The 23,875-nt window shown below is 66.4% G+C and carries 19 protein-coding genes and 2 tRNA genes; 4 read left to right on the top strand and 17 right to left on the bottom strand.

What is annotated here, in order from left to right; genetic code table 11:
* Positions 1 to 16 precede the first annotated feature (16 nt).
* The 3 genes from ACOQPE_RS09220 to ACOQPE_RS09210 all read right to left on the bottom strand — a co-directional run bounded on the left by ACOQPE_RS09220 (position 17) and on the right by ACOQPE_RS09210 (position 3,531).
* Complete coding sequence (locus tag ACOQPE_RS09220; RefSeq protein WP_420608629.1) at positions 17 to 1,696, bottom strand: class I adenylate-forming enzyme family protein; 1,680 nt, start codon at positions 1,694 to 1,696, stop codon at positions 17 to 19.
* A gap of 100 nt (positions 1,697 to 1,796) precedes the next feature.
* Positions 1,797 to 1,869 (bottom strand) — tRNA-Glu (locus ACOQPE_RS09215).
* A gap of 48 nt (positions 1,870 to 1,917) precedes the next feature.
* Positions 1,918 to 3,531 carry a DUF3179 domain-containing (seleno)protein gene (locus ACOQPE_RS09210; RefSeq protein WP_420608628.1) on the bottom strand — a complete coding sequence of 538 codons (1,614 nt, stop codon included), beginning with the start codon at positions 3,529 to 3,531 and terminating at the stop codon, positions 1,918 to 1,920.
* Between the two features lie 109 nt (positions 3,532 to 3,640).
* Between ACOQPE_RS09210 and ACOQPE_RS09205 the strand changes: the two genes are divergently transcribed.
* On the top strand, positions 3,641 to 4,519 hold the full coding sequence (locus tag ACOQPE_RS09205) for a polysaccharide deacetylase family protein (RefSeq protein ID WP_420608627.1): 879 nt from the start codon (positions 3,641 to 3,643) through the stop codon (positions 4,517 to 4,519).
* A gap of 35 nt (positions 4,520 to 4,554) precedes the next feature.
* Here ACOQPE_RS09205 and ACOQPE_RS09200 read toward each other — a convergent pair whose 3' ends face one another.
* A complete protein-coding gene (locus ACOQPE_RS09200) occupies positions 4,555 to 5,697 on the bottom strand; it encodes an acyl-CoA dehydrogenase family protein (RefSeq protein WP_420608626.1) in 1,143 nt (380 codons plus the stop codon).
* Between the two features lie 74 nt (positions 5,698 to 5,771).
* On the opposite strand from ACOQPE_RS09200, the gene ACOQPE_RS09195 reads away from it, so the two are divergent.
* The 3 genes from ACOQPE_RS09195 (at position 5,772) to ACOQPE_RS09185 (ending at position 8,721) form a co-directional block, all read left to right on the top strand.
* Complete coding sequence (locus ACOQPE_RS09195; protein WP_420608625.1) at positions 5,772 to 6,953, top strand: nitroreductase family protein; 1,182 nt, start codon at positions 5,772 to 5,774, stop codon at positions 6,951 to 6,953.
* A gap of 323 nt (positions 6,954 to 7,276) precedes the next feature.
* Positions 7,277 to 8,032 carry a helix-turn-helix domain-containing protein gene (locus ACOQPE_RS09190; RefSeq protein ID WP_420608624.1) on the top strand — a complete coding sequence of 252 codons (756 nt, stop codon included), beginning with the start codon at positions 7,277 to 7,279 and terminating at the stop codon, positions 8,030 to 8,032.
* The gene (locus tag ACOQPE_RS09185; protein WP_420608623.1) at positions 8,029 to 8,721 is read left to right on the top strand and encodes a nucleotidyl transferase AbiEii/AbiGii toxin family protein; all 693 of its coding nucleotides are present in this window, start codon (positions 8,029 to 8,031) and stop codon (positions 8,719 to 8,721) included. The genes ACOQPE_RS09190 and ACOQPE_RS09185 overlap by 4 nt, the downstream gene beginning before the upstream one ends.
* Positions 8,722 to 9,476: 755 nt before the next feature.
* On the opposite strand, the gene ACOQPE_RS09180 is transcribed toward ACOQPE_RS09185, so the two are convergent.
* The 13 genes from ACOQPE_RS09180 to ACOQPE_RS09120 form a co-directional block, all read right to left on the bottom strand.
* On the bottom strand, positions 9,477 to 11,195 hold the full coding sequence (locus tag ACOQPE_RS09180) for an ABC transporter substrate-binding protein (protein ID WP_420608622.1): 1,719 nt from the start codon (positions 11,193 to 11,195) through the stop codon (positions 9,477 to 9,479).
* Positions 11,196 to 11,366: 171 nt separating this feature from the next.
* Positions 11,367 to 12,698, bottom strand: coding sequence for a branched-chain amino acid ABC transporter permease (locus ACOQPE_RS09175; protein ID WP_420608621.1), 1,332 nt, complete (start codon positions 12,696 to 12,698; stop codon positions 11,367 to 11,369).
* Positions 12,695 to 13,639, bottom strand: coding sequence for a branched-chain amino acid ABC transporter permease (locus tag ACOQPE_RS09170; protein WP_420608620.1), 945 nt, complete (start codon positions 13,637 to 13,639; stop codon positions 12,695 to 12,697). Before ACOQPE_RS09170 ends, ACOQPE_RS09175 begins: the two co-directional genes overlap by 4 nt.
* A 79-nt stretch (positions 13,640 to 13,718) precedes the next feature.
* Positions 13,719 to 15,545: a branched-chain amino acid ABC transporter permease gene (locus tag ACOQPE_RS09165; RefSeq protein ID WP_420608619.1), complete on the bottom strand. Its 1,827-nt coding sequence runs from the start codon at positions 15,543 to 15,545 to the stop codon at positions 13,719 to 13,721.
* 29 nt (positions 15,546 to 15,574) lie between these two features.
* Positions 15,575 to 16,633: a branched-chain amino acid ABC transporter permease gene (locus tag ACOQPE_RS09160; protein ID WP_420608618.1), complete on the bottom strand. Its 1,059-nt coding sequence runs from the start codon at positions 16,631 to 16,633 to the stop codon at positions 15,575 to 15,577.
* A 22-nt stretch (positions 16,634 to 16,655) separates the two neighbouring features.
* On the bottom strand, positions 16,656 to 17,369 hold the full coding sequence (locus ACOQPE_RS09155; protein ID WP_323672601.1) for an ABC transporter ATP-binding protein: 714 nt from the start codon (positions 17,367 to 17,369) through the stop codon (positions 16,656 to 16,658).
* Complete coding sequence (locus ACOQPE_RS09150) at positions 17,366 to 18,127, bottom strand: ABC transporter ATP-binding protein (RefSeq protein WP_420608617.1); 762 nt, start codon at positions 18,125 to 18,127, stop codon at positions 17,366 to 17,368. The genes ACOQPE_RS09155 and ACOQPE_RS09150 overlap by 4 nt, the downstream gene beginning before the upstream one ends.
* A gap of 228 nt (positions 18,128 to 18,355) precedes the next feature.
* Positions 18,356 to 18,430: transfer RNA gene (locus ACOQPE_RS09145), tRNA-Gln, on the bottom strand.
* Between the two features lie 43 nt (positions 18,431 to 18,473).
* Positions 18,474 to 19,790: a glutamate--tRNA ligase gene (locus ACOQPE_RS09140; protein ID WP_420608616.1), complete on the bottom strand. Its 1,317-nt coding sequence runs from the start codon at positions 19,788 to 19,790 to the stop codon at positions 18,474 to 18,476.
* A complete protein-coding gene (locus tag ACOQPE_RS09135; protein ID WP_420608615.1) occupies positions 19,784 to 20,470 on the bottom strand; it encodes a hypothetical protein in 687 nt (228 codons plus the stop codon). The genes ACOQPE_RS09140 and ACOQPE_RS09135 overlap by 7 nt, the downstream gene beginning before the upstream one ends.
* A 7-nt stretch (positions 20,471 to 20,477) precedes the next feature.
* The gene (locus ACOQPE_RS09130; RefSeq protein WP_420608614.1) at positions 20,478 to 20,999 is read right to left on the bottom strand and encodes a hypothetical protein; all 522 of its coding nucleotides are present in this window, start codon (positions 20,997 to 20,999) and stop codon (positions 20,478 to 20,480) included.
* A 150-nt stretch (positions 21,000 to 21,149) separates the two neighbouring features.
* Positions 21,150 to 22,817 (bottom strand): citramalate synthase, encoded by a 1,668-nt coding sequence (gene cimA / locus ACOQPE_RS09125; protein WP_420608613.1) that lies wholly within the window; start codon positions 22,815 to 22,817, stop codon positions 21,150 to 21,152.
* A gap of 7 nt (positions 22,818 to 22,824) precedes the next feature.
* Positions 22,825 to 23,823, bottom strand: coding sequence for a 3-isopropylmalate dehydrogenase (locus ACOQPE_RS09120; RefSeq protein ID WP_420608612.1), 999 nt, complete (start codon positions 23,821 to 23,823; stop codon positions 22,825 to 22,827).
* Positions 23,824 to 23,875 lie beyond the last annotated feature (52 nt).

Genomic DNA, 23,875 nt, shown 5'->3' with positions numbered 1-23,875 from the left:
GACGACCCCAGTGCCTTCAGGAGTCGCTGCGGGCTGCCAGCTCGTGGCGCTGCACCTTGCCGAGGGCGTTGCGAGGCAGCGCTGCGATGCGGTAGGTGCGGCGGGGTCGCTTGTAGTACGCGAGGCGCTCGCCCACGTAGTCCTTCAGCTCGTCGTCGTCGAAGTCGCGCTCCGCGACCACGTAGGCCACCACCACCTCGCCCCACTCGGGGTCGGGCTCGCCGCCGACGGCGCACTCGGCGACATCGGGGTGCGAGGCGATGACCTCCTCGACCTCGCGGGGGTACACGTTGAAGCCGCCGCAGATGATGAGCTCCTTGGCGCGGCCGACGATGCGCAGGTAGCCGTCGTCCCACTGGCCCAAGTCGCCGGTGCGGAACCAGCCGTCGCTGAACGACGCCGCGTTCTCGGCGGGCCGCTCCCAGTAGCCGGAGAACACATTGGGTCCCTGCACCAGGATCTCCGCAGCCTCGGGGCCAGCCGTCGCAGCGTCGTCGCCGTCCGCCGGCTCGCTATCGCCGTCGCTGACGTCCAGCGCTTCGAGGCGCAGCTCGACGCCCGGCAGCGGGAAGCCCACCGTGCCGGCCCGACGAGGCTCGTCGTGCGGATTCGACACCAGCATCACGGTCTCGGTCATGCCGTAGCGCTCGATGACGTGCTGGCCGCTGGCCTCCCGCACGGCGTCGTGCAGCTCAGCGGGCATGGGTGCCGAACCCGACGCGCACAGCCGCAGCGCCGACAGCTCGGCGGCCCGCGGCGAGGCGACCAGCCGGGAGTACATGGTCGGCACGCCGAAGAACATGGTGGCCTGGTGCTCGCGAATGGCATCGAAGACGGCGTCGGGCTCGAACGTGGACTGCAGCACGGCCCGAGCGCCAACAGTGAGCGTGCCGTGGAGCGCCACGCCGAGACCGTGCATGTGGAACAGCGGCAGCGCCAACACGAGCACATCATCGGGCATCCAGCGCCACGCCAGCTCCAGTGCCCGCACCGACACCAGCAGGTTCGCGTGGCTCAGGACCGCACCCTTGGGCCGCCCGGTAGTGCCCGACGTGTACCCAATCAGCGCCGGTTCATCGGGTCGGCGTTGATGCGCTAACGCCACCAGATCGAATCTGGACCCTTCATGGGGCGCGGCACCGACGCCGCCGGGAGCGACTGCATCAGCGCTGCCGGCGGCGCGCTCGACGGCACCTGCGCGGCCCGCGAGCAAGTCTGATGCATCGAAATCGCTGACCAGCACCGCGGGATCGGCATCGGCGATCCACTCGTGCCACTCGCCGGGTCCGCCGACGCCTTCCACAAATGCCGCTGCGGGCCGGCAATCGGCCACCACGCCGCGCACCTCATCGGCTCGATAGGCACCGTTCAGCGGGACCACCACCGCGCCCATCGCCAGCAGTGCAGCGTGAGCGCCAACCAAACGAGACGAACTCGGACCGCTCATCAACACGCGGTCGCCGGCGACTAGACCCGCACTCGCCAAGCGCTCGGCGACCTGCTGGGCGCGCTCCAAGAGTTCGGCGCCGGTCACCCAGCCGTCGCGCTCATCCCACACCACGGCACGCTGCGGATCAGTCGACCAGTGGTCCAGCCAGACCGCGGGCAACGTGCCGCCCGCAGACAGATCAACCTCGGCGGCACTGACACCAGCGGGCAGATGCCGAGACCAATGCGACTCCTGCCCATCGGTCATCTCGGGCTGCTCCCTCGGCACACCGGCACCGGTGCTGCGCTCGCAGATAGCTCAGCAGGACCGACGCCGACCGAGCCGTCCGGATCGAGCGGGCATGGCGCACCCCCAACGGGATTCGAACCCGTGCCGCCACCTTGAGAGGGTGGTGTCCTTGGCCGCTAGACGATGGGGGCTGGTTGAGATGCGAGGAGTCAGCATAGCCACCACCCCAGATGTGACCGCTAGCGATGGTCGGCGGGCGGCCAGATCTCGGTGTCGGGGTGCAGGCCGTACCAAGCAAACCAGAACGACTGCGACGAAACGATGCGCGGCAGCGTGACGTCGATGCGATTGCGGCCGTCCACGCCGTTGACGCGCAGCTCGTCGTGTAGCACTCCCCCAGGCGCCACTTCCACGGGGGCACCGTGGCGCCACGCCTCGGCGGGCACGCCGGCCACCTCGGCGGCGCTGTACACCCTGGCGCCGCCTTGGTTCGGCACGATCACCAGCGGTTCACCGCCCAGCACGTAGACGAACGGATCCTCCTGCTCCAGCGCCATCAGTCCCAACGCCAACGTGTGGCCGCCGCGGTCGACCGTGACCACTTCCTCCTTCAGCTCGAACACGTCGGGCGTCTCGAAGGTGGGGAACCACAGATCCTCGCTGGAGTAGTACGTGCGGTACGCCGCGCCCGGCGTGTAGTCGTAGGTGATCGGCGGACGCTCGGGCATCTCGGGGAAGTACGTGGGCGGGGGCGTATCGAGCGTGAACGTGCCAGGGTGATCGGCCAGCCAATCTGACCAGCGCGTCGTGGCCACCGGGAACTGCTCCAGCTTCGTGCCGGCGAGCGGGCCGGCGAACGCGGTGCCCGAGAGATGGTTCCACAGGCTCTCGGTCTCGTTGTCGATCATGATCTTGTTCGAGTCCATCAACAAGCCCGATGTCTGGAACGACAGCACGTCGCCGTTGGGCAGCCGCCGGTCGAACATGAGCGCTGTGAGGCACAGGGTGCAGTAGCCGAGCGCCACCGGCACACCTCCGACGATGTCGTTCGCCAGCTCGTGGCGTGCCAGGAACCGCACCGGGTACGCCCCGGCTTCGGCGCCGATCACCACGCCCAGCACCAATTCCTCATCGGTCATGAAGTCGGCTTGGGCAGGGGTGAGCCGTTCAGGGTTGTTCAGCTCCGGAATGCCGCCCCGGCGCACCCCGCCGAACTGGATCGCGCCGAGCGTGACCCGGTCGGTGACCTGGGCGAGCATGTCCCCGAATCGGAAGTCGAGGTAGGCGTACAGCTCGCTCTTGAAGGTCTCGTAGCCCTCGCCGGGATCGACGCCGTTGGTGCGGTACCACGAGCCGTAGCGCACGTAGTCGGTGTTGAAGTCGCCTGAGCTCTCGATGCCCGTCAGCCGCTCCAGCGCCCCCATCGACGTATCGGAGACGTTGCGAGAACCGGCGGTGCGCATGATGTCCATGACCCAGGGCACCCACCGCTGGTCGCCGGTCAGGCCCATCTCGCCGGCGATGTTCGCGGCGAATGCGGTGTTCGGCAGCTCCAGGAACTCGTGGATCTTCTCGGTCAGCGTCAGCTCCAGGAACGGCCGACCGTCCTCGGTGCCCGGAAAGAACGGCTGGGTGGTCGGCGGCGGTGCCGTGTCGGAAGGCGTGGTGTCGGGCGGTCCCATGTCGTCAGCGGCGGACTCGGTGGCAGCGGCGCTGTCTGCCGAATCGGCCGCCAAGGTCGACGACGTCGCTGGAGGCTCAGTCGGTGCAGAGCCATCGTCCGGGTCCGCCGAGGTCGAGCAGGCCGCGGCGAGCACGCTCACGGCGACCGCTGCGCAGATCAGCTTTCGCATACGCCGGCCGAGCCTATGGTAGCCGTCTGCTGCGCCATGGTCGGGCTGGTTGGGCTAGAACGGCAAGCGTGAGCGGCCGCTGCGGCGGCACCACGAAGGGGGAATCACGATGGACAACGGCGCCAGCAACGGGGCGATACCTGACAATCCGGCGGGGTACGTCTGCCTGACCTTCGACTTCGACGGACCGTCGCTGTGGATAGCCCGCCGCCAGACCACGCCGACGCCCATCTCACGCGGCGAGTTCGGTGCCGTGGCCGTGCCGAGGATCCTCAAGCTGCTCGCCCGCCACGACATCCCGAGCACGTTCTTCATCCCGGGCCACTCCATCGACACCTACCCCGACGCCGCCCGCATGGTGGTCGACGCCGGCTGCGAGGTGGGGCTGCACGGCTACGCCCATGAGTACAACCCCCGGCTCAGCGAGGATGAGGAGCGAGCCATCCTCGAGCGCACCTTCGCGCAGATCGAGTCGCTCACCGGCGCTCCGCCGAAGGGCTACCGGGCACCCTCGGGAGACATCAACCCGTGGACCATCGACCTGCTGATGGAATACGGCCTCAGCTACGACTCGTCGCTGATGGGCCACGACTACGCGCCGTACTGGCTGCGCACCGGCGACCAGTTCCCGCTGGACGGGCCGATGGAGTTCGGCGAGCAGGTCGACCTCGTGGAGCTGCCATTCAGCTGGCACCTCGACGACTACGTCCACCTCGAGTTCGTGACGTTCAAGAACACGATCCTGACCGGGCTGGAGAACCCCGGCACCATGTTCGACACGTTCCTGTCGGATGTGAAGTGGATGGCCAGCGAGGTGCAGCACGGCGTGTGCACGGTCACGTTCCATCCGCAGGCCATCGGACGCGGCGGGCGCCTGTATGAGATGGAGCGCTGGATCGACCAGATGACCGACCTGGGCGTGAGCTACACCCGCATGTGCGACGTGGCCGACGCCTGGCGGGCCGGCCGCCAGCTCGGCATCGAGTAGCAGCGGCTCCGGCCGCCGCGCCCCCGGTCGGGCTGCTAGCCCTCGACGCCGTCGAGCATGCGGCTGATCAGCAGCTTCTGGACCTCCGAGGTGCCCTCGTAGATCTGGTACACCCGCACGTCGCGGTAGATCTTCTCGACGGGATAGTCATTCAGGAAGCCGTACCCGCCGTGGATCTGGATGGCCTTCGACGCCACCCGCTCGGCCATCTCCGACGCGAACAGCTTCGCCATCGAAGCCTCGCGGGCGCACTCGAGGCCCTGATCGCGCATCTGCGCCGCGTGCAGGTAGAGCTGGCGTGCCGCTTCGATCTGGGTGGCCATCTCGGCGAGCGTGAACGAGATCGCCTGGTGCTCGACGATGGGGCGCCCGAAGGTCTCGCGCTCTTGTGCATAGGAATGTGCGGCCTTGAACGCAGCCCGTGCGCCGCCGGTGGCTTGGGCCGCGGCGCCGATGCGGCCCAGCGACAGGTTGCCCAGCGCGATGCCGAGCCCCCGCCCGATCTCGCCGAGGACATCGCTTGCGGGCACGCGCATGTCCTCAAAGACCACCTGGCACGTGTCGTTGGTGCGGTGGCCGAGCTTGTCCTCCTTGGCGATCACGCGGTAGCCGGGGTTGTCGGTGGGCGTGATGAACGTGGTCATGCCCCGCTTGCCGGCGCCCGGATCGGTCACCGCCACGATCATCGCCACATCGGCGGTCGAGCCCGCGGTGATGAACGCCTTGTGGCCGTTCAGGACGTACTCGTCGCCGTCCCGGGTGGCCCGGGTGCGGATGGCCGCGGCGTCCGAGCCCGTGTGAGGCTCGGTGAGGTGGATGCAGCCCAGCCACTCGCCGCTGGTGAGCTTGGTGAGGTAGTCACGTTTCTGCTGATCGGTGCCCGACTGCTGGATCGCCACGGCGACCGGCGAGTTGTTCGCCGCCATCATGTTGCTGATGCCGCCGTCGGCAGCCGAGACTTCCTCGATGGCCAGCGCGTACGACACGAAGTCGGCGCCCGCGCCGCCCCAGCACGGGTCGATCATCACCCCCATCAGCCCGACATCGGCCATCTTGGCGTAGAGCTCGCGCGGCGCTCCGCCGGCGCGGTCCCACTCAGCAGCGAACGGCGCTATCTCGCGCTGCGCGAAGGCTCTTGCAACATCGCGGATCTGCTGCTGCTCGTCGGTCAACTGCACTGCGCCCTCCTCGGGTTCGGCCACGGGATACGGGGGCTCGGCACCGCCGTGCAGCGGCGACTTAGGGTACCGAAATGCAGAATTCTGATTCCGGAGAACGCATCTCCGAGGCCGGTTTCGATCTCGATCACGTGGATCGCCTGCTGACCACCGCCCGGGCCGTGCGCAAGCGGCTCGACTTCGACCGCTGGGTCAGCGACGAGCTCATCTTCGAGTGCATCGACCTCGCCGAGCAGGCCCCGACGGGCGGCAACGATGCCAGCCGCCGCTGGATCGTGATCCGCGACCAAGACCTCAAGGACCGGCTCGGCGAGCTCTACGCAGAGGTCGGCACCATCTTCATCAACGCCCGCGGGCGGCTCGACGGCACCGGCCACCCCAAAGAGCACATCGTCAGCTCTAGCGCCTACCTCGTGGAGAACTACGCGAAGGCCCCTGCCCTCGTCATGCTGGCGATCTGGGGCGTCCACGACGACAGCGGCCGGCCGGGGCTGTTCGACAGCGCCATCCCCTCCGCCTGGAGCTTCAACCTGGCGCTGCGCTCCCGGGGCCTCGGCACCGCCTACGCCACCATGCTCAACAACAAGTCCGACGAGGTGGCCGAGCTGCTGGGCATGCCGCCGGGCCTCACCACGCTGGTGTGCTTCCCGGTGGCCTACACCAAGGGAACCGACTTCTCGCCTGCACCCCGCCGGCCAGCGAGCGAGATCACCTACTTCGACCAGTGGGGATTCACCCGCCAGCGGCCCAGCGACGACGGCACCGCCCGGGTGACCGACGGGCAGGGCGTGGTAGCCGAGATCGACACCGATGCCCGACCGCGCGCCGTGTGGGAGGTCATCACCGACATCAACATGCCGGCGCAGTTCTCCGAGGAGTTCCAGGGCGCCGAATGGACCTCGGAGGAAGATCCGGGTGTGGGCTCGACGTTCCGCGGCCGAAACTCCATCCCCGACGTCTTCGACTGGGAGACCGACTGCATCGTCACTGCGTGGGAGGAGCGCACGGCGTTCGAATGGCGCGTCACCGACACCGAGAACCCCGGTGCGGTATGGCGCTTCGACCTCGCCGAGCAGGGCGGCGGCAGCCGGCTGCGGTTCTCGATGCTGATCGGCCAGGAGAACAACGGCACCGTGCCCATGGCCCTGCGCGACCCCGCCAAGGAGCAGCGAGTGCTGAACCGGCGCCGCGACGTGCTGCGCGCCAACATGCAGCGCGTCGTCGAGGGCGTCAAAGCCATCGTCGACGGCCACTGAGTCGCTTCGTTCGGTTGAGTCACTCGCTGATGTTCGGCAATCAATTCGCATAGGAAAGGAAACTGCCAGCGCAGCGATATCATGGTTGTGTGGCATTCGCCGATCTGGATCAGTCTGAAGAACTGCTGGTCAAGGCGAGATGGCGGGACAGCCCGCTTTGCCCTCGATGCGACAGCGAGGGCGCCGAGATACGGGACAAGCCCGTCCGGGTTGAGTGGACCACTTGGCGTTGCGGCAGCTGCCGAACACGGTTCAGGGTTACGACAGGCACCGCGCTGCACTCCACGAAGCTGACGCCGTCGGACTGGATTGCTGTGGCGAGCATGGACGGGCTCTCGGCGCCCCGCATCGCTGCGGCGATCGATGTCTCACTGGTCACCGCTCGCAAGATCGCTGCGGTGATGGCGCCGGTGCGCGACGGCTCGCGGTCGGAGCGGGTGCGGCACATGATGAGTCCACGCCATCGGCATCAGCCTGCGACCGACCCGTGGCAGATTGATCCCTTACCGGCCACGCTGCGTGCCGAAGAGAGCCCGCTCGGGTCGCTGAGCGACGGGGCCAAGGCGGTCCTGAACGCCTTGCGGGCCCGGCCGTTCGGAGCGACCGCAGCGAAACTCACGGAGCTTGCCGGCGTGTCCTATGCACAGACACTGCGGTGCCTCGCCCGCCTCGAGGAACGCGGCTGGGTCGAAGCCGCCAAAACCAGCATCCACCATGGATACGAGCTGCGCCGCGCAATCGTGTGGTCACTGTCATGGTCAGACGGCTGCATGCATGCGCTGTCGTACCTTCGTGACCGGCCGACTCGCCCAGTCGAGGAGATCCCCGACCGCGTGCCTCGCCGCTTTTGGCGCAACTTCTGGTCGGGCGCATCGGCCGACACGCTCAGAATCTCCCAGCACGGCCTGCATATCGCCGAGACGCTGATCGGTGGGCATGACGCGTCCGCTAGAGCCTGGGCGCTCGCGAACCTGCCGACACCCGCGCTGCGCGAATGCCGCACACTGCGAGGATTTGAAACCGACTGGCTAGCCGAACTGCTCGATCAAGAGATCACCCGCCGAGCGGTCGCAGCGTGAGCGAGATCGACGCATGGGCCGATGTCTTGCCGACACGCCTGCGGCAGGCATGGCCGTACGTCGCTGAGTGCGCCAACAGTGTCGGCGGCGTGCTGATGGGAGGCACCGCGGTGGCCATCCACCTGCGGCACCGGGTCTCCGAGGATCTCGACGTAGTCACGCTGCGGAAGTTCTCCGGGCGGGCGATAGAGAAGCGACTCCAGCGGGCAGCCTCGCACGTGGAGACCGACGAAGTAGCCGACAACATGTTCCACGGCTACGTCGACGGCGTGCGGGTCGACATCTTCCGGGCACTGCCGTCCGATGATGTACAGCCGCCAGACATGCGATGGGTTGCGCCGCGCACGACTATCGAGGACATGGAGGTCGGCTCCATAGCCGACCTAATGGCCGCCAAACTCGATGTGATCAGATTCCGCCCGAAGCTACGCGACTACCTAGACATCGCGACAATGGACCAGTCCGGAGCGTGCAGCCTCGAGGCCGGCGCGGGCTACTACTGCCAGCGGTTCGGGCACAGCCACCCGCCTCGTGCCCTGAATGAAATCGTGCGCCTGCTCGAACGGCCCGGCACACTGCCGAACGACCCCGACTACGAGAGCCGCCGCGACGACGCCCTCCTTCACCTGCGCAAAAGGGCACCAGCCCTGCGCGACCGAATCGCCGAAATGCGCGACCCCGCCTCGTAGCCAAGCGAGTCCTTTGACAAGGGAGCGTCTGGCAGTCCCGCGACCGTTTGCTGAATCACCTCGTGCACACCGCAACCAGCGATCGCGGTCAGTGGGCCTGTCATGGGCAGCCTGACGTGACGAAGCAGGCGTGTTGGCAGCGTTCGGCGCTGGGGCAGTGAGCGCAGCAGTTACGTCCTGCGATCTACTGGATATGAGTCGTCGTACAGCACATCAGCGACAGAATGAGTTCCACCTCGCCTGCGCCTCGCCCACTTGCCTACTCTCCCGACCGCAAGCAACACAAGAAGAAGCGCCGTCAAAACGAGACAGAAGACGACAGCGACCTCCTCGCGTGCGAGACCGGTGTCTTCTTCCAGCCGCGGTCGTAGGAGGCTCCACCCGAGCGCGATAAACACGATCGCCGAGGCGCCAGTCATCAGCGGCCGCTTGCGTCGGCCGGAACGCAAAGACTGCGTTTCGCAGTCCCCACGGCGAGCCGTACGTCGTTGTGTCGCTCGCATGCCTACACCAATGTACGGCGCGCTGATCGATTGTCAATTGCCCTCATCTCACCACGCCAGCTACCTGTCGGCAACCTCAAACAGGCAATTCGCCAGCTGCCGACCTATGCGTTTGGGGGAGCCCATGCAGCCAAACGTACGTCGACGCAGACGCGAGAGGGCCAGCGGGCTGTTGCCCGCCGGCCCTCTCCTTTGACCATTTCGGTCTGTCAGGAGTCAGAGGCGGTGCCTCTGGCTCCTGGTGGCGATTGCCTAGCGGCAGCCGCCGTTGTCCTTGTCCCAGGCGCAGTTCGAGGAACGGCCGTTGACATCCACGACATCGCCGATGATGTCCCATGTCTGCCCGGTGGCGTCGAACCGGCTGAACTGCGAGCCCTCGACGAAGTACGCGTCAGCGTTGCCGTTGAGCTGGGTGGCGATGCCGTCGAGGATCATCGGGTGGTAGATGTCGATCGACCGCACCGCCAGGATGAAGTTCGAACGAGTCAGACCGCCCGGCAGATCCGCGGCAATGCGCAGCGCTTCACCGTAGGGGTAGCCGTAGGTGTAGCCGATGGCGTACAGCGACACTGCAGGATCCAGGCCCGCTGCTTCAAGGTTGTCGTTCACAAACGCTATGAACGGCTCGTCAATGAACTGCGGGTCAGTGGAGTCCTTCGACCCGCCGCCGATGATCCACCAGCCGTCAGCGGCTTCACCCGCCGGCTTCATGTATGCCTCGATGCCAGCGCACACCGACGGCGTGAACAGCACGCCGCCCTTGGCCTTGATGTCATCGGTCAGACCGCTCTGGCCGGCTTCCTGGATGGCCAGCAAGCAGGGGTTGCCCGCCGTCATCGAGATGAACACGTCGGGCTCGAAGGCCAGGATCGTCGTGACCTCGTTGGTCAGCGTGGGGGCCGCAGGGTCGTGACGCACCGGCAGGTACTCGCTCACCACATCGGTGTTGGCGTGCGCCCACTCCTCGAAGCCCAGCTCGTAGGCCAGACCGAAGTCGTTGTCCATCACCAGACCGGCAACCTTCACTGGCAGCATGTCCGCGAGATTCTCCCGGATCCACGCGCCCCACAGGATCGACTCGGTGGAGTACGACATCTGCATGATGGTGGTCCACGGATGGTTCACCGGGTCGCCCCAGGCCGGGTGGCCGGTCATCACGAACGGGTGCGGGATGCACTCTTCGTTGATCTTGTCGTACACCGCGAGGGTGTTCGGCGAGCCCAAGGTCAGAATCGAGAACACGTTCTCCGCCTCGATCAGCTCGTCCACGAACTCGATCGTCTGAGCGGCGACGTAGGCGTCGTCCTTGATGATCAACGTCAGGTCACGCGGCGAGCCGCCGACCATGATCGGGTCGTTGTCGTTGATCCAGTTGAAGTAGTTCTCCCAGCCATACGCGATGTTGCCGTACGCGGCAAGGTTGCCCGACTGAGCCGTGGTGTGGCCGATACGAATCTGCGAGTCGGTGATGCCCGTGGTGTCCGACCAGTCGTCGGGGCAGGCGTTCATGTCGATCTCGAAGCCGGCAGGGCCACGCAGGATGCCGTCGTCGCCGACGCCGTACTCGCCCGACTCGATCTTCTCGGTCAGGTTCGCAACTGCCTTGGCGCGACGGGCAGCGGCCTCTTCGAAGATGCCTTCGAGGGTGGAGCGATCAAACATCATCTCCTCCTCTTCCATCATCTCCTCATCGTCCATCATCTCGTCGTCGTCGGTCTCGCCGGCAACTGCAGCTTCGATGTCCTCCTCGGCCGCGGCACCGCCGAGAGCGCCAGTGGCGCCCTCGTCTTCTTCCTCGGCCATCTCCTCTTCCTCGTCCATCGCCTCGTCTTCACTCGGCGCGGCCGTGGTTTCGGTCTCTGTCTCGCCAGCGTCAGCGTCTGCGTCGTCATCGCCGCCACCGCACGCAGCGGCTACGAGCGAGAACGCGAAGAGCAGAGCTAGCAAGCGCCACATTCGACGCTTCGTCATGTTGTGTCTCCCCAATTGGTTGCAAAAGCACGAACCGGCAGCGGAATCGCACAGACGCCCCAACCGGTCCATCGAGACGCTAGTTCGCGTCCTGTGGCTGGTCACCGGGCGGGTTATGTCAATTCTGCAACGATTTCGATTCTCCGACCCGATACCGCGCCGCAGAGGCGCTCAGTTTCGATCTGTCTGAGGCACCTGATCGTCCCGGCGGCGGTTGAACATGCCAATGAGACCACGCGGGAACACGAACGTCAGGGCCACCAGCAGCACACCGAACACGAACTGCTCTTCGTCGAGCAGGCGCAGGAGCTCCCCGAGCGGGCCCAGCCCGCTTACATCGCCGAGAAGTTCGCCGATCCTCGAGAAGACCTCCCGGATCGCGACTCCCAGCACGGAACCCCACAGCGAGCCCAGGCCGCCGAGCACGGCGGTGGCATACAGCACCAGCGACTCCTGGAACGGGTACGACTCCTGCGAGGCAAACGGCACCAGGACGATGCCGAGGGCGCCTGCGAGGCCTGCCAGCGATGCACTCACCGCGAACGTGCTGACCCTCGAGGCCACCAGATTCACCCCGTACACGGCCGATGCCGTGTCGTTGTCGCGCACCGCACGCATGGCGCGGCCGGGTCGGCTGTTGATGATGTTGTGCGTCAGCCACATCGCCAACCCCACCACCACGAGGCAGATCAGGTAGTGGTACAGCCCCTCGGCCCAGCGACTGGTGCCGAACCACGACGGCGGCACCAACTCGGCGCCGACAGCCCGGCCGCTGACGCCGCCGGAGAATGCCGGCACTCGCTTGGCGAGCGGCTGGAACACGATGGCCAGCCCGAGCGTCACCAATGCAAGGTGGATGCCCTTGATGCGGAGCGCTGGCAGACCGACCAATGCGCCGATGACGCCTGCGAACGCGGCTCCGGCCAGGATCGAGAGGACCCACGGCAACGCCAGATCATCGACTGCATAGGCGGCGGCGAACGCGCCGACGGCCACGAAGACTCCATGGCCGAGGCTGATCATGCCGCCGTAGCCCGTGGCGATATTGACGCCCAGCACGGCGAGAACCATGACGATGATCTGGGTGTTCTGCCGCAGTTCGGTCACCGAGCTGGTCAGTGGCATCGCCACCAGCCACACGCCCAGCAATACGGCGCCGATCCAGCTGAGCGGACCGATCCGCCGCGGCAAACCCACGTCACGATCCGCGCCTCCGGCGCCGAGCACCGCTGTGCCAACGCCGGATGCCGCCGGCGGGCCGCTGCGCACGCTCAGCCCTGCGCCGGATGACTCGGCGCCCAGCGCCTCTGATCCAGACGGCTCACCAGCTTCGGGCGGTGTTGCGGTTTCGGCGGGCTCGCCAGCGTCGGGCGACGTTCTGACGGGCGTCTCGGCGGCTGGGTCGTCGGGCGGGGCGAAGACAGCGAACACGCTTGCTTCGGTACCCGGGTCGTCATCGTCGCCTGGGCGCGGCATCGGCGAGGGCCAGTTGTCGTCGCTCACACCCGCTCGATCCGCTGGGTGCCGAACAGGCCAGCCGGGCGCACGATCAGCACCACCACCATGGCGACCAGCGCGGGCAGCACGCTGAGCTCGAAGCCAATGAACGGCACATAAGCCGGGATCAGCGTCTGGCTCAGGCCGATGACCACACCACCGACCAGCGCTCCCTTGGGCGAGTCGAGCCCGCCGAGCGTCGCCGCGGCAAAGGCGTACACGAGTACCCGCACCATCATGGTGGGCTCGAGGAGCACCGAATTCGCGCTCATGTTTGCCGCTATGGCACCGAGGCCCGCCGCCAGCGCCCAGCCGTACATCAGTGTCGGACCCACGCGAATGCCGTTCAACGCGGCCGATTCCGAATCGATCGACACCGCACGGAAGGCGAGACCGGCCCTCGTGTAACGCAACAACAGCGCCAGCACGGTCAGCAGCGCGAACAGCACCAGCCACGCCCCGACGGTGGAGAAGCGCAGGCGGGCACCTGCGATCGCGAAGTGATCACCGGGACTCGACGGGAAGAACGGCGGGAAGACACGCGGTCCGGTACCCCACCATTGGCCCATCAACGAGTTCAGAGCCAGCAGGATGCCGATCGTCACGTTGACGAGCGCTAGCTCCGGCGCGTTTCGTAACGGCCGTATCAGCACGCGTTCGGTCGCTGCGCCGGCCGCGATGCCGATGACGACCGCGCCGCCGATCGCCAGCGGCGTCACGAGCGGTGCTCCGATCCATGACGCCAGCCCGCCGCCGGTGACACCTGGTGCCGCGCCGGCGAGCAGAACGAAGGCGATGTAAGCCGAGAAGGTGGCCATCTCGCCCTGGGCAAAGTTCAGCAGCCCAGTGGATCGAAAGATGATGACCAGCGCCAGTGCCAGCGAGGAGTAGATAGCGCTGTTGAACAGGGCATCGAAGATTCGCTGCAGCAGCAGTACTACATCCATCGCTACTGCTCAGCCTTCAGCAATGTCGGCCGAGCCCCAGCGCTCCAGTGGAGGCGGGAGACTCGGCGTCGCTCTACATCTACGCAGAGGCGCCGACGTCTTCAGGCGCTGGCTCGGGAGCCGTCTCGGCCTTCTCATCGGCGAACACGAAGTAGCGCAGGCCGACAATGACCGTCGCCACGATGACGATGATGCTCAGCACCAGCGACAGCATGCTCTGCGTCGGCCAGCCGATGAGCCAGAAGCCCACCGGTGTCTCGGAGGCATCGATGGCATCGGATGCCACGTTGCACAGCTCGCTGACCGACATGTCGCTGATCTCGCCCGTGGGCGAGGTGCCGCAGAATTCGCCCGACGTGCCGACAAAATCCTTCGCCTTCGCCGCCTCATTGACCAGCGGGATAGCCGGCACTGTCTTGCCGTCGGGATTCACCGCGACCGATTCGCGGGCGAGGTGTCCGACGTGGTGGGCTCGCAGCGCGATGTTCAGGGCGAACGCCTGGATGTAGGCGAAGCTCAGCACACCGAGGACGCCCGCTGTCTTGGCCTGCGAACTCACTGCAGCGGCGTTCTCGCCGCGCCGGCCGGCTTTCGCGGCCCGGAGCTCGTTCATCGAGACGAAGATGATGACCGGCGCGAGCACCACGATGGCAAAGCGCAGAGCGAATGCCAGCGTGCCGACGATGAGGTTGTCGACGTTCATCAGCACCCAGCCGATCACCAGCAGCACCGGGCCGGCGATGGCGAATCTCAGCGCCCACGTAGCTCGGGTGGAGGATGGACCGGGGTCGAGATCCTCCAGCGGGGTGATGGGGTCGCCAGACGGCGTCAGCGGGACGACCTGGATAATCCTCTTCTGTATCGCCGTGACCATCGAGGCGATACCGCCCGGGGCGAAGAAAGTGAACAGGATGAGGATGAGGCCGAAGATGGCCGCGGAGAGCGGGCCATCGCCGTCGAGTGTGTAGAAGCCCAACGGGATGGAGATTCTCTTCGTGAGATCTCGCACCCATACCACGAACAAGCCGCCGAATATCGAGCCTTGCAGCGTGCCGACACCGCCGATCACCAAGCCGATGATGAGGTCGACTGCCAGCAGGAACGTGAAGTCCTGGCCGGCCACGAAGCCCTTGTCGAGGCACCACATGAGGCCCGCCAATGAACCCAGCGAGGCGCTCAGAGCGAAGTTCACTGTCTTGTACATCGGCAGGTTCACGCCGTACACCGCAGCGCCAGCCTCGCTGTCGCGAATCGCAAGCACCGCCCTGCCAGGCCGGCTGCGCATGATGTTGCGAACCAGCGCAATGACGATCGCTGTCATGATCAGCAGGATCCAGTAGCGGTAGGCATTCGCGCCACGCGCACCGTCGACACCGGGCAGCCACTCGAAGAAGCTGGAGAAGCCGCTCTCCTGCCGATCGACTTCCTCGATGACGTCTCGGCCATTCGGGCCGCCGGTACGGCGTGCAATGCCGAGTTCGTCGATGTTCACCAGCGTTGGGAACACCGCCGCCTGAGCGATGGTGACCAAGGCTAGGTAGAGACCTCGCACACGCAGCGCAGGCAGGCCAACGATGATGCCGATGGCGAACCCCACGATCACGACGACCGGGATGATCATCCAGTAGTCCCAGAGCTCGTCCTGGACCATCGACGCGGCAACGAATGCACCGATGCCCATGAACGCCGAGTGCCCGAGCGCGAGCATGCCGTTGAAGCCAACGACCAGGTTGACCGCCAGCACGGCCACCATGAGGACCAGCGCGCGGTTCATCTTGCCGATCTCGAACGGCTGCAGGACCAGTGGCACCAGGATCGCCAGCGCCACGGCATAGCCCCAGCTCAGGAACCGCCACTGGCGGTGCTGTGTGCTGCCCCTGGAAACGATGAGCAGTGGTGAACTCATACCTCAGCAACTCCCCTTGGGTCGTTGAGCTAGACGCGCTCGATACGGCGGGTTCCGAAGAGACCCGCTGGACGGAACAACAGCACGATCAAGATCAGCAGGAACGCCATGGCCAGCTGCAAGATCGAGAAATAGGCCTGGCCGAGCACGACCACGCCGAACCATGAGACCAATACCGATTTGATGAGGCCCACGACCAAGCCGCCGATGACGGCGCCGCCGAGGCTGTCGAGGCCGCCGAGGGCGGCGCCGGCCAGGGCGTAGATCAGGATCGTCAGCATCATGTTGGGGTTGACGCCGCCCAGCGCCGGTGCCACGAGGGCGGCAGAGAGCGTGCCGAACACCGAGGCCAGCGCCCAGCCGAATCCCAGCGTGCGGCCGGTGTTGACGCCGACCAGCCGTGCCGACTCGGTATTGGACGACACGGCCCGGAAGGCCAGGCCAGCCTTCGTCTTGCCAAGAATGACTGCAAGTGCAATCAGCGCGAGCGCCAGTGCAATCCAGGTGCCGATCGTGCGGTAGTGCAGGCGGGCCCCGATGACCTCGAAGAAGGTGCGGCCCACCATCTCGCACATCTCGGCGCCGGCGGTGCCAGTCGCTACCTCGGCAAGAACGCCGTCGGCATTCTCGAGGCACGCGATGGTTCCTTCGCTGGAGGTCTTGAGCTCGCTGCCGTTGGGCACCCAGCTCGGGAATTGCCCGAAGGGATCGTTCACCCGCCGGACCTGGTAGTTCCAAACATCACCCGCAACGGCGTTGATGATGAGGAACAAACCTAGGGTGATGAGCACCACAGGCAAGTGGTCGGCGGGGTCGAACGGTCTGACGAGTGCTCGCTCGACGGCCGCGCCGATCGCGGCGCTGATGAGCATCGCTATGGCGATCGAGAGCCAGAGCCAGAGGCCCTGCTCGATGTTGAGCACATAGACGAAGAACGCACCGAGCATCGCCAACTCGCCAGTGGCGAAGTTGATCAGCGTGGTGGCCTTGAAGATCAGCACCAGCGCCAACGCGGCGGCGGCGTAGACGGCGCCGTCGCGTAGGCCGTTGAAAATGAAATCCGGGAGGATCTCGAAGTTCCAGTTCACGGTCTGCCCCCGTACCTACGAATCAGGCGCCCAAGTACGCTTCCTGCACTGCAGGATCGTTCTTGAGCTGATCGGCTGGTCCATGCAGAGCGATCTCGCCGCTCTCGATCACGTAGCCGTAGTCGGCCATGTCCAGTGCCAGGTTGGCGTTCTGCTCGACGAGCAGCATCGTCAGCCCGGTCTCTTTGTTGAGCTGAGCGAAGCGCTCGAAGAGGTCTTCGATGATAAGCGGCGCCAATCCCAGCGACGGCTCGTCGAGCAGCAGCAGCCTCGGCCGGCACATCAGCGCCCGGGCGACGGCGAGCATCTGCTGCTCGCCACCCGAGAGCGAGCCGGCGAGCTGATCGCGGCGCTCCTCGAGCCGGGGAAAGATCTCGAACCAGCGGTCGACATCGGCGCCGACCTCGTTGTCCTTGCGGGTGTAGGCACCGATCTTGAGGTTGTCCATCACCGAGAGCTCGGGGAATGTCCCCCGGCCCTGTGGCACGTGGGCGACACCGCGCCGCACGATGTCGGCGGTCTTGGCACGGGAGATGTCGTCGCCTTCCATCGTGACCGTGCCGGTCGTTGTGCACATGTTGCACAGCGCCCGCAGTGTCGTGGTCTTGCCGGCGCCGTTGGCGCCGAGAATCACCACGACGTTGCCGTCGGGAACTTCGAAATCGAGGCCGCGGAGCACCTCGACGGCGCCGTAGCGCGCGTGGAGGTCCTCGGCCTTCAGCATCATGTCTGTCATGAAGAACTCCCCAGGTACGCCTCGATGACCTCCGGGTCGTTGCGCACGACATCGGGGTGACCGTCGGCGATCTTGCGGCCGAAATTGAGCACCACCAGGTGCTCGCTGATGTTGAGCACCATGCGCATGTGATGCTCCACCAACAGGACTGACAGGTTGTGCCGGTCGCGGATGTCCTTGACATCTTGCGCGAGCGAGTCGACCTCTTGGTGTGTCAGGCCTGACGCCGGCTCATCCAGCATGATGAGGCGCGGATTGGAAATCAGGGCCCGTGCGAGCTCAATGCGCTTCAGCGTGCCGAACGGCAGGCCGGCAGCCGGGTGGTATGCGTACTCCTCGAGGCCGAGCTCCTCAAGGGCTTCCCAGGCCCTCCGCCGCAGGTCCTTCTCTTCATTGCGGGTGCCGAGGCGGAACGCAGCGGTGAAGAAGTTGGCCTTCGTGTTGGTGTGGTCGCCCACCATCACGTTCTCGATCACGGTCATGCCGCGCCAGAGGGCCAGGTTCTGAAATGTGCGGTAGACGCCGACGCGGCTGATCTGGTGCGCAGGCATCGCCAGCAGATCGTGCCCGTCGAATGTCACCGAGCCGGTCGTCGGGTCGTAGATCCGGCTGACCACGTTGAACAGCGTGGTCTTGCCCGCACCGTTCGGGCCGATGAGTCCGAGGATCTGTCCCTCGTCCAGAGTGAACGACAAATCGTCGAGCGCACGGATACCGCCGAACTGCACGGAGATGTCTTGGACTTCGAGCAACGCCACGCGCTGAACCCCCTCCGGTCCTCGCCGATCAGGTGACCGGCCGCAGGCAAGTTATCAGGTCGGCCCAGCAGCGTGAGTTTCCGCGTGGAGCCTCTCGCGGGCCGGGCCAGCGGGTGATGCTAGGACACAAATCGACGGATGGTGCAAATCGTGCCCGGGATGCCGAGGACGTGGATGTTTGCCGACCGCGGCATGCGCCTGATGCGTGGGGACATGCCGCCGCCGGTCTGGTTCGGGGAGGAGGACTCGAACCCCCAATGACTGGACCAGAACCAGTTGTGTTGCCAATTACACCATCCCCGAGGGCGAGAACAGGCTAGCGCTGCGGCTCTTTCGGTGGCCTTGATTATTCCCCGGAGTCTGCTGCGCTTGCGAGCTTCGCCAGCGCGGTGTCGAGGCGCGCGAGCGTGGTTTCGCGGCCGAGCAGCGCGAGCGATTCGAACAGCGGGGGGCCGACGGCGCGGCCCGTGGTGGCGACGCGAACCGGGGCTTGCGCCTTGCCCAGCTTCAAGCCGAAGCTCTCGCCGATCGCGCGCAGCTCGGCGTGCAGCGTCGCGGCATTCCACTCCGTCTCGGAGAACGCGGTGCGCGCGCGATCGAGGATGTCGCTCGCCAGTGCCGTCATCGCCGCGGCCCAGTCGTCGGAGTCGATCTGAGGTTCGGCGAAGAGGAAGGCGATGCGCCCGGGAGCGTCGCCGAGCAGGCGGGTGCGTTCGCGGATGAGCGGTGCGACCGTGCTCAAGTCCGCCGCATCAAGATCAGCGCCCCACGGTTCCGCCCGCACCCACGGCTCGACTGCAGCGGCGAAGCCAGCATCGTCGAGCGCCCGCACGTAGGTGCCGTTGATCGCCGTGAGCTTGTCGACGTCGAACATGGCCGGCGCCGCATTGACATCAGCCAGATCGAACAAGTCAACAATCTCGCTGAGCGGACGCACCTCGATGTCGTCGGGAGGTCCCCACCCCAGCAGTGCCAGGTAATTCACCATGGCCTCGGGCAGCACACCCTGGTCGCGATAGCTGATGAGCGACACGTCGTCGCGCCGCTTGGAGAGCTTCTTTCGCTGCTTGTTGACGATGAGCGGCAGGTGGGCGAAGGTCGGCATATCGGTCGCGCCGAGCGCAGTCCGCAGCAGCACCACCTTCGGCGTCGTATTCAGCAGGTCTTCGCCTCGCACCACGTGCGTGATGCCCAGATCGAGATCGTCGACGGCGTTCGCGACGAAGAAGGTCGCGCTGCCGTCGCTGCGACGGACGACGAAATCGTCGATCGACGCATTCGGAAACTCGACGCGGCCCCGCACGATGTCGTCGAAGGCCGTCACGCCGTCGTCGGGAACAGCGAACCGCACCGCACCGTCGTCGACATACGCACGTCCCTCGTCGAGCCAGCGGTCGACTGCGGCGTCGTAGAGGGTGCCGCGCTGGCTCTGGAAGACCGGTTCGCCGTCGAAGTCGAGCCCGAGCCATTCGAGCGTTTCCAGGATCTGATCGATGTGTGCGGCTGTGGCGAGTTCCGCGTTCGTGTCCTCGATGCGAAGCACCATCGTCCCGCCGCAGTGGCGGGCATATAGCCAGTTGAACAGCGCCGTGCGCGCGGTGCCGAGGTGCGGCAGCCCGGTGGGGGCAGGAGCGAATCGCAGCCGAGGGGCGCCGCTCAGCACTGACCGGTGCTGCAGTTCGGGTCGCTCGCATCGACCCAGCGGCCCACCGGCCTGCCCGCCATCGCCAGCAGCCGTTGCAGCGGCGGGGTGGACAGGTCGACCGGGAGCACCTCGAGCCCCGGCCAGACCGTAACGGCGGGGGCCGCAGCGAGTATGCGATCCACCAGGAGCTCGTCGAGGCCCGCGCCGGCACTGATGGCCTGCTGCAGGTCGTATCCCAGCACCGTCAGCTCGGTGACGCGCGTCCACAAGAGGTCGCGCAGCCTGGGGCTGAATCCCGCGCCAGCGTCCAGACTGGCTGCCATCGACAGCACCGTGCGGACGCTCTCGACGACGGGCTGAGTGGGATCCGGGCGATCCTGCACACCGGTGCCGAAACCCAGGCCGATGCCGGCTGCGGGCGTCGGGATCTGGACCGGCGGCGGCGCAGGCTGCCCGGCCATCTCGGCCGCGGCCGCGAGATTGCCGTTGACTGCTCGCTCCAGCAGGTCGGCCACGGTGTAGTCGCTGAGCGGCGCGGCCAACCCCATGCCCATGTGCTCCCAGGCAGGCAACCGCATTCTGGCGGCAAAGTCGGTGCAGGCCCGGCGATGCAGCCGCAAGAGCTCGCGGTCCGGCTGCATGGCGGCGGTCGCACTACGAGGCGGATCAGCGGTCGGGGCGTTCGTCATCTGGACCATGGGTTTCTCAATCTCGCGTCAGTGACAGGGGATCTGTTTCATACCGGTGCCTGATCGCCGACGGCGCAAGGGCGAGCACTTCGGTCGGGACGCGAGCGACCAGTTCGCGCACATGCTTGTAGTGGTGTGCCTCTGCTGCGCCCTCGAACAGCGGTGTGCGACGCGCCACCAGCTCCGCAGGCGGATGCTGGTCGAGGAAGCCAAACGCCAGGTAACCCGCTTCGAGATCCCACACCACCGGCGCACGTCCGAAGATCGACGCACGCTTGAGCGCTACGGCCACGCAGCCAGCGTCGACGTCGTCACGATCCTCGTTCTCGGTGAGGTACACCCGGTCGTCGAAGAGATGGACCAGTCCGTAGGCATACCCCTGGTCGGGTCCTTGGTGTCCCCTCAGCGCACCTGTGGGTTGACCCCCGGCCAGATCGCCGGGACGGGCGGCCTTCCAGCGCCGGGGCGTCACTTCGGGCGAGGAGTACGAACGCACTACTGAAAGCGGTTCGACCCGGACGTGTCGTGGTGCAGCCATTGCCGCGCAGCCTAGAGGCTGAGCCCCAGGCCAGAGCGGCCGGTGAGCGCAGCGAACTAGAGCGGAAAGCGCAGGGCGAAGCCGTGGCCCGAGCGGCCCGTGAGCCCGATCACATGAGCACGGGGAACAAGAGCGGGAAGCAATGGCTTGTCAGCGAGACGGTGTGCCTAGGCGATGACGCATGAGCGCGTAGATGACCGAATCGCGCAGAGCCAGCCACGACGATTCGATGATGTTCTCCGAGACGCCGATAGTGGTCCAGACGGTCTCGCCGTCGGTGGAGTCGATGAGCACCCGCGTGACCGCCTCGGTGCCACGGTCGGCATCCAGCACCCGGACCTTGTAGTCGGTCAGCCGAACTGCATCGAGTTCCGGGTAGTCGTCTCGCACGGCTTGCCGGAAGGCGTTGTCGAGTGCGTTCACCGGACCGTCGCCCTCGCCCACCGTCACCCGCCGGTCACCGTCGACGACGATGCGCAGCGTCGCCTCCGTGTCGAACTCGGCCTCCCGGCCGCGCTCCACCAGCACCTTGAACGACTCGACCTTGAAGAAGTCGAAGGTCTGGCCGGCGGCCCGACGCAGCAGCATCTCCAGCGAGGCGTCGGCCACCTCGAAGTGATATCCGGCGTGCTCGAGCCGCTTCAGCTCATCGACCACGTCGGCCATGGCGGCCTTGTCGATCTCGATGCCGAGCTCGGCGGCTTTCAGCTCCACCGACGCCCGACCCGACAGGTCGCCGAGCAGGAAGCGTGTGCTGTTGCCGACGGCCGCCGGGTCGACATGCTCGTAGCTGTCGGGGCGTCGCGCGATGGCGCTGGTGTGCAGGCCCGCCTTGTGGGCGAACGCTGAGGCACCCACATACGGCTGCTGGTTCTGAGGCGGCATGTTCACCAGCTCGGCCACGTGATGTGCCACGGAGGTGAAGCGCGACAGGCACTCGCGTGGCACCGTCTCGATGCCCATCTTGAGCGTCAGGTTCGGAACCAGCACGGTGTTGTCGCAGTTGCCCGTGCGCTCCCCGTAGCCATTGACGGTTCCTTGCACGTGCGTCGCGCCGGCGACGACACCCGCAACGGCATTCGCGACAGCACAACCAGTGTCGTTCTGAGTGTGCATACCGATCTGGACACCATCGAAGTGCGCGACCACCTCGCGCACAATCGTCTCCACCTCATGGGGCAGCGAGCCGCCATTGGTGTCGCACAGCACCAGGCAGTCGGCACCGTTGATGGCCGCTGCTTCGAGCACCTGCAGCGCGAACTCCGGATTGCGTTTGTAGCCGTCGAAGAAATGCTCCGCGTCGAAGAAAACACGCAAGCCTTCCCCCTTCAGGAACTCGACGGAATCGCCGACCATGGCAACGCCTTCGCTGAGCGGCTGCCGGAGCGCCTCGGTGACGTGGTAGTCCCACGACTTGCCCACGATGCACACCGTGGACGTGCCAGCCGCAACGAGTGCTGCCAGAGTCTGGTCGTCGTCGACGCGGCCACGGGGCCGGCGCGTGGAACCGAAGGCCACCAGCCTGGCGTGCTGGAGCTGCAGCTCGGTGGCCGCCCGGGTGAAGAACTCTTCGTCCTTCGGGTTCGAACCGGGCCAGCCGCCTTCGATCCAGTGGATGCCGAGCGCATCGAGCTGGCGAGCCACCTTGAGCTTGTCGTCTGGCGACACCGAGATGCCCTCGAACTGGACGCCGTCGCGCAGCGTCGTATCGAAGATCTCGACTCGCTCGGGCCACGCGGGGTCGCGCACTCCCTCACGGATGAGCGGAGCCGATGATCCGGGTTCAGTGCTCGCGTCCGCAGGGTCGGAGGTGTTCATCGCTGCATCACCCCTGCTCGACGCCGGACAGGATCGCCTTGGCGATCTCGTCGGTGCCCACGTCGGGCACGGTGTCGTCGGCAATGACGGCTTCGCACGCAGCTCGCACGCGTTCCGCGCACTCGGCCTCGCCCAGGAACTCCAGCATGAGCACCGCCGACAGCACCGCAGCCGTGGGGTTGGCCAGGCCCTTGCCGGCGATGTCGGGCGCCGACCCGTGCACCGGCTCGAACAGCGACGGTCCCGTGCGGTCCGGGTTGAGGTTGGCGGAAGCGGCGAGCCCGATGCCGCCCGCCACGGCGCCGCCGAGGTCGGTGAGGATGTCGCCGAAGAGATTGTCGGTGACGATCACCTCGTAGCGATGGGGATCGGTGACGAAGTGGATGCAGGCCGCGTCGACGTGGTTGTAGGCAGTCTCGACGTCGGGATACTCCTCAGCCACCTCGTTGAACGTGCGCTCCCACAAGTCGCCCGAGAACGTCAGCACGTTGGTCTTGTGGACCAGCGTCAGGTGACGGCGCTCGCGTGCGCGGGCCAGCTCGAAGCCGTACCGGATGGCGCGCTCGGCTCCCATGCGGGTATTGACCGATCCTTGGGTGGCGATCTCGTGCGGCGTGCCCTTGCGCAGGAACCCGCCCTCGCCCGCATAGGTGCCTTCGGTGTTCTCGCGGATCACGGTGAAGCTGTGGCCGTCGGGCAGGGTGAAAGGCCGCAGGTTCACGTAGAGATCCAGATCGAAGCGAGCCTTCAGCAGCAGGCCCCGCTCGATGACGCCGGGGGGCACCTCGGGCGTGCCTACGGCACCGAGCAGGATGGCGTCGAATGTGCGCAGTTCTTCGAGGATCTCGTCATCGAGCACCGTGCCGTCGCGCAGGTAGCGATGCCCGCCCAGTTCGAATTCGGTCGTCGAGATGCCGGCCCCGGCGGCAGCAATCACATCGAGCGCAACCGAGATCACCTCGGGTCCGATTCCGTCTCCGCCGACGACTGCGATGCGATGCGTCACTGTGATGTCCCCTCCCTCGAAAGGCACAGAGAGTGTGCCAACAGAAGCCCTC

Source organism: Candidatus Poriferisodalis sp., from assembly GCF_965219595.1.
In the GTDB taxonomy this organism is placed as follows: Bacteria; Actinomycetota; Acidimicrobiia; order Acidimicrobiales; family Poriferisodalaceae; genus Poriferisodalis.
This window is presented reverse-complemented; position numbering and strand designations above follow the sequence as displayed.

What these genes read in the sequence shown, in the direction of transcription:
- ACOQPE_RS09220 (WP_420608629.1), bottom strand. Translation starts at nt 1,696, where the DNA reads ATGACCGATGGGCAGGAGTCGCATTGGTCTCGGCATCTGCCCGCTGGT.
- ACOQPE_RS09210 (WP_420608628.1), bottom strand. Translation starts at nt 3,531, where the DNA reads ATGCGAAAGCTGATCTGCGCAGCGGTCGCCGTGAGCGTGCTCGCCGCG.
- ACOQPE_RS09205 (WP_420608627.1), top strand. Translation starts at nt 3,641, where the DNA reads ATGGACAACGGCGCCAGCAACGGGGCGATACCTGACAATCCGGCGGGG.
- ACOQPE_RS09195 (WP_420608625.1), top strand. Translation starts at nt 5,772, where the DNA reads ATGCAGAATTCTGATTCCGGAGAACGCATCTCCGAGGCCGGTTTCGAT.
- ACOQPE_RS09190 (WP_420608624.1), top strand. Translation starts at nt 7,277, where the DNA reads ATGGACGGGCTCTCGGCGCCCCGCATCGCTGCGGCGATCGATGTCTCA.
- ACOQPE_RS09180 (WP_420608622.1), bottom strand. Translation starts at nt 11,195, where the DNA reads ATGACGAAGCGTCGAATGTGGCGCTTGCTAGCTCTGCTCTTCGCGTTC.
- ACOQPE_RS09170 (WP_420608620.1), bottom strand. Translation starts at nt 13,639, where the DNA reads ATGGATGTAGTACTGCTGCTGCAGCGAATCTTCGATGCCCTGTTCAAC.
- ACOQPE_RS09165 (WP_420608619.1), bottom strand. Translation starts at nt 15,545, where the DNA reads ATGAGTTCACCACTGCTCATCGTTTCCAGGGGCAGCACACAGCACCGC.
- ACOQPE_RS09155 (WP_323672601.1), bottom strand. Translation starts at nt 17,369, where the DNA reads ATGACAGACATGATGCTGAAGGCCGAGGACCTCCACGCGCGCTACGGC.
- ACOQPE_RS09135 (WP_420608615.1), bottom strand. Translation starts at nt 20,470, where the DNA reads ATGGTCCAGATGACGAACGCCCCGACCGCTGATCCGCCTCGTAGTGCG.
- ACOQPE_RS09130 (WP_420608614.1), bottom strand. Translation starts at nt 20,999, where the DNA reads ATGGCTGCACCACGACACGTCCGGGTCGAACCGCTTTCAGTAGTGCGT.
- cimA (WP_420608613.1), bottom strand. Translation starts at nt 22,817, where the DNA reads ATGAACACCTCCGACCCTGCGGACGCGAGCACTGAACCCGGATCATCG.